This window comes from Bacillus sp. JJ1503 (assembly GCF_036965125.1).
Lineage (GTDB): Bacteria > Bacillota > Bacilli > Bacillales > Cytobacillaceae > Cytobacillus.
On record NZ_JBALOZ010000490.1, the window covers coordinates 1 to 3986 of the forward strand.

Consider the following 3986-nt stretch of genomic DNA (forward strand, 5'->3'; position numbering starts at 1 on the left):
CCCCCATGCTATAATTTTTATTAAATGGGTCTGGAACCGAAGCAAGCATATCTGTGGCATGATCGACATTATTTAATAGGTAGGATATACGTGTTTCTTCTCCTGTAAGTTTTCCAATCATTTTCCCTTCTTTAAAAACAGCTGATCCTAAAAACTCAGTTTTGTTCGTTTTTCCCCGAGGCTTAAATTGCCCTGCAAAAATATTATCCTCATTCCTCATTTCATTAATCTCATCTTTATCGGGTTCTGTTGTCGCATAAATACCTAAAAAGAGGTCGGCATCAGCCTCAGTTATTCTTAAATACGTATGCAGTTGAGAAAAAGGAATGAGACCAGTTTCATTTCCGCGATTAATAATATTTTCAAAATATTTATGTACCCTAGTTTCAAGCCTTGGCTTATTATTTTCCATAAATTTACGGGCATCTTCCTTTGTGAAAACTAAGAAATTATCTCTTCGAATGTCTTTTAGTTTTATGGCATCGTACATCCATCTAATAAAATCTTTATCCCTTGCAAGCTTCTCAGAAACAATAATAATTCTGATCATATCAAAGGAAATTTCCCTTGCCACAATGGTATTTGCAAAACTTTCAGTTGTAATTATATCCTTTGTTTTAAAGGAAATAATTTCTGTTGGAGGTTCTGACGTGGAACCACCCATCTGAACCGAGCCTACCTCGGGATTTATAATCAAAAAGGAAATTTCTATCCCTTGATCTTCAGCCTTATCAAATCCAATCGCAAGAACATAATCTCTCCGATCAATTTCCTTCTGATCCCAACATCCGCTTAGTAGTACTATGATAATCAAAGGACAGAGAAGTTTAATTTGAGACGTTTTCATTGTTTTTTACTCCTTTTATCCTTCCAAATATCCAAATCACAAAAGGGAATATGAGAAAAACCGGTGTCGTTATGTAGATCAATTTCTCTCGTAAATGGAAAAGTGTAAAAGAGGGACTTTCCGGAATCAATCCAAGTACTACTGCTAAAGTTGCCATGATTGGAATGAGATAATTGAAATTTTTGATTTTAAAAATATAACTAAATATGAGAGCGTTTAAATATAAATAAACCGTAAATCGGAGAAAGGCAGCGACAAGCCAAAATGGAAAAAAGAAAGTTTCAACATTAATTAAAAACCCAATTTCAAAATAACGAATCGCTTCATGAAAAGCATAATTCATCATCTTCACGCCAATGTAATCAAACAGCATGACATAGCCCATAATGGAAACAGACAATTCAATTGTTACGAATAAAAGGCCGATCCAAATGCCTTTTTTATAACTTTTTTTCTCAGAGATAAATGGGAATAGGAGAGCCAAATAAAATAAATCTACATAAATGGATGAATGCGTTACGCTGTGTTTTAGTACTTCCCACTTACCTGGTCCGAAGATTGGAAATATAAAGCTTGATTCACCTTTGACAAACAGGAGCAATAAGACTACAAGAAGGGCGATTTTTATATAAATAAGAAGAGCCCATGAAACCGACCCGATATGCTTTATTCCTTTTTTCGCTCCGTAGGCACATAAGGCCATGGATAGGGCATGGATGATAATAAAAGGTGTTTTTGTAAAATACATCGTTGAAATGAGATTTCCATAAGTGGCAGAGTCGATGGTCAGGGCACTGAAAAAAATCGCAAATAAAATAAATAGAATGATAAATCCGAGGTATTTTCCAAATAAATCAAGAATGATTTCAGCTAAATTTTTATTTCCATATAAGTTAAGTGTTTTAAGAAGCAGGAATAATGGGAAAAAGGAAACTGCCCCAATGATTATAGGGGCCATCCAAGCTGCAGTTTCTAAATGATTAAATAAAATTGTAGGTGTGTCATCTCCAAGCTTCGTACCTACAGTGATGACAATAATGGCATAAAATTCCCTAATCCCCATTTGTCCCTTTAATTGATCCATTAACATTCTCCTAGTTTTTTTTCATATCCTTAGGCTTTAAATAACCTGGTCTGAACACTTCGTCTTGCAGCAGCCTTCGGAAAAGACTGTCATTTGATGAGAAATATCTCGGAGTGAACGGTGCTAAATAAGGAACACCAAAGGACTTTAATGAGACTAAATAAAATATTCCTATCACAAAGCCAGCTGTCATCCCATAAATTCCGAATAGTGCCGCAGTCATTATAAAAAAGTAGCGGCTTAAACGGATAGAATAATCCATATTAACATCACCTAGAATAAAAGAACAAAGTCCCGCTAGTGCAACAACAATAACAACAATCGGACTAACTATATTTGCCTGTACGGCAGCCTGTCCTAGTATTAGGGCTCCAACAATTCCAATTGTTGGTCCAATTGGGGCTGGAACCCTTAACCCGGCTTCACGTATAAGATCAAAGGCAATTTCCATTAGAAATACTTCGACAAACGCGGGAAAGGGCACCCTTTCTCTCGTGGCAGCAATCGCTAATAATAAATCGTGCGGTATCATTTCCGCATGAAAGGATGTCATAGCCACATAAATTGCTGACATGAATAGTGTGATAAAAATTGCCATCATCCGCATTAATCTAGTGAAATTAGCAGGAATAAATCGCATATAATGATCTTCAGCTGTATGATAAAATGACCAAAAGGTAGCCGGAACAACAAGGGCAGCTGGAGAATTATCCATAATTAGAACTATATAGCCGTTATCAATATATGAAACAGCGCGATCCGGCCTTTCTGTATATAATACTGTAGGAAATAATGAAGTTTTTCGATCTTCAATATACTGCTCTAATAGGGCAATATTATGAATTGAATCTACATCAAGCTTTGCTAATTTTTCCCTGATATTAAGAAGTAATGTTTCATTTGTTAAATCCTTGAGATAGACAATGCTAACTTGATTTCTCGCTCTTTTTGAAATAACAGATGTTTCAAAAATGAGGCTTTCATTTTTAATTCTCTTTCTAATTAAAGAAACATTAACATTGAGCTTTTCAGTAAATCCTTCTTTGGATCCTTTTAAAGTTAATTCATTCTCTGGCTTATCAATTTGCCGGCTAGCCATTGCACTAGCAGTCATGCCATAGGCAAATGGAAATCCGTCAACGATGAGGATGAGGCCTCCATCATTAATTTTGTCAATAGCATCTTGTATCATCTGAATCTTAACGAGCGATTGAAATTCTATTAAATCTTCAATTTCTTTTTCCGAATTTTCATTTGTCAGCAATGGTGAAAGTAAATGTTCTTCAATAATTTTATAATCAGAAATGGAATTTATGGCAATGGTAGCAGCTTTGATATTCAAACCGCCAATATTAATGGTACGAATGATCACGCCTTTATTTAAGGGTATAGAATAGATATGATTAAAAATGTCGATCATTTTTTCTAAGTTTGGACTTATCGATTGCTTCTTCAGTTCAATATCTTTGGCATTCGATATTTCATTAAACTGGGTATTTATCTTTTTATGTTCAAGCAGTTTTTTAATAAGTCCACCAATCATATTGGTTCCCTCCCTCTATTTAAATTTTCCAATTTGCATGGGAATTATGTACTTTTTAAGTTTTGGAAGATCCGGAGGGTTGGTAATGGACTATTAATCCATTTTTGTCAAACATTTGGGGTTAATCCATTCGCATATTTTCGTTAAAATTGTATAGAAATTTAGTATCTGTTGTTTTTTGAGCAGGGGAAGGAGGCAGTTGAAGAAATGGAGTATGGTATTGGTTTATTATTAAGTATCGCCATAACAGTATTTATGGTTATAGATGCACCAAAGCATGGGAAAAGTCCGGTACTTTGGGGAATCCTAGGATTTGTTTTCGGATTATTAGGTTTAGGTATCTACCTTATAGTGACGGGTAGAAAAGTGTTAGGATGGATTATTGTTGCTTTATTTATTCTGCTTGTTATTGGAGTCATTCTATTATTTGCATTTTTCTTTTCGATGTTTATTAATATGGGCTATTAATATAAGAAAGAACCCGCATTGTAGAGCGGGTTCTTTCTTATATT

Annotated in this window: 3 protein-coding genes and 1 pseudogene; 1 reads left to right on the forward strand and 3 read right to left on the reverse strand. The window is 34.8% G+C overall.

What is annotated here, in order from left to right:
* From V7149_RS25700 to V7149_RS25710, 3 genes and pseudogenes are all read right to left on the reverse strand, one after another.
* A pseudogene (locus tag V7149_RS25700) lies at positions 1 to 847 on the reverse strand (Ger(x)C family spore germination protein); the annotation flags it as partial.
* Complete coding sequence (locus tag V7149_RS25705; protein ID WP_335348392.1) at positions 828 to 1931, reverse strand: GerAB/ArcD/ProY family transporter; 1104 nt, start codon at positions 1929 to 1931, stop codon at positions 828 to 830. The gene V7149_RS25705 and the pseudogene V7149_RS25700, both read right to left, overlap by 20 nt.
* A 10-nt stretch (positions 1932 to 1941) precedes the next feature.
* Positions 1942 to 3474, reverse strand: a complete 1533-nt coding sequence (locus V7149_RS25710) for a spore germination protein (RefSeq protein WP_335348393.1) — start codon at positions 3472 to 3474, stop codon at positions 1942 to 1944.
* Positions 3475 to 3681: 207 nt separating this feature from the next.
* Here V7149_RS25710 and V7149_RS25715 point away from each other — a divergent pair, with 207 nt between their 5' ends.
* Positions 3682 to 3942, forward strand: coding sequence for a hypothetical protein (locus V7149_RS25715; RefSeq protein WP_335348394.1), 261 nt, complete (start codon positions 3682 to 3684; stop codon positions 3940 to 3942).
* Positions 3943 to 3986 lie beyond the last annotated feature (44 nt).

Coding starts and splice junctions, on each gene's coding strand:
- V7149_RS25705 (WP_335348392.1), bottom strand. CDS start 1,931: ATGGATCAATTAAAGGGACAAATGGGGATTAGGGAATTTTATGCCATT.
- V7149_RS25710 (WP_335348393.1), bottom strand. CDS start 3,474: ATGATTGGTGGACTTATTAAAAAACTGCTTGAACATAAAAAGATAAAT.
- V7149_RS25715 (WP_335348394.1), top strand. CDS start 3,682: ATGGAGTATGGTATTGGTTTATTATTAAGTATCGCCATAACAGTATTT.